This window comes from Pseudomonas mandelii, from assembly GCF_006438925.1.
Classification (GTDB): domain Bacteria; phylum Pseudomonadota; class Gammaproteobacteria; order Pseudomonadales; family Pseudomonadaceae; genus Aquipseudomonas; species Aquipseudomonas mandelii_C.
This window is the reverse complement of record NZ_RCZA01000039.1, coordinates 1-785: the sequence shown is the minus strand read 5'-3', so window position 1 is coordinate 785 and position 785 is coordinate 1. Positions and strand designations below refer to the sequence as shown.

At 49.8% G+C, this 785-nt stretch carries 2 tRNA genes and 1 rRNA gene; all 3 read left to right on the top strand.

Going from position 1 to position 785, the window contains the following annotated elements:
- Positions 1–222: ribosomal RNA gene (locus EAH74_RS32940) — 16S ribosomal RNA — on the top strand; the annotation flags it as partial.
- A 161-nt stretch (positions 223–383) separates the two neighbouring features.
- Positions 384–460: transfer RNA gene (locus tag EAH74_RS32935), tRNA-Ile, on the top strand.
- 27 nt (positions 461–487) lie between these two features.
- Positions 488–563: transfer RNA gene (locus EAH74_RS32930), tRNA-Ala, on the top strand.
- Positions 564–785 lie beyond the last annotated feature (222 nt).

The following is a 785-nucleotide window of genomic DNA, read 5'->3' as shown; positions in this document are numbered from 1 at the left end:
TCGACTGCGTGAAGTCGGAATCGCTAGTAATCGCGAATCAGAATGTCGCGGTGAATACGTTCCCGGGCCTTGTACACACCGCCCGTCACACCATGGGAGTGGGTTGCACCAGAAGTAGCTAGTCTAACCTTCGGGAGGACGGTTACCACGGTGTGATTCATGACTGGGGTGAAGTCGTAACAAGGTAGCCGTAGGGGAACCTGCGGCTGGATCACCTCCTTAATCGACGACATCAGCTGCTCCATAAGCTCCCACACGAATTGCTTGATTCATTGAAGAAGACGATAAGAAGCAGCCCTAACAGGTTGTAGCTTAGTTGGTTGGAGCGCACCCCATGCTTTGTGGTAAAGAGCAGGGTGAGGTCGGCCTTAAAGCTCGAAATTGGGTCTGTAGCTCAGTTGGTTAGAGCGCACCCCTGATAAGGGTGAGGTCGGCAGTTCGAATCTGCCCAGACCCACCAATTTTGTGTGGGAACCTGTAGAAATACGGGGCCATAGCTCAGCTGGGAGAGCGCCTGCCTTGCACGCAGGAGGTCAACGGTTCGATCCCGTTTGGCTCCACCACTACTGCTTCTGTTTGTTGAAAGCTTAGAAATGAGCATTCCATCGTGACGATGGTGAATGTTGATTTCTAGTCTTTGGATTAGATCGTTCTTTAAAAATTTGGGTATGTGATAGAAAGATAGACTGGACGTTACTTTCACTGGTAACGGATCAGGCTAAGGTAAAATTTGTGAGTTGCTCGTTATGAGCAAGAATCGAATTTTCGGCGAATGTCGTCTTCAC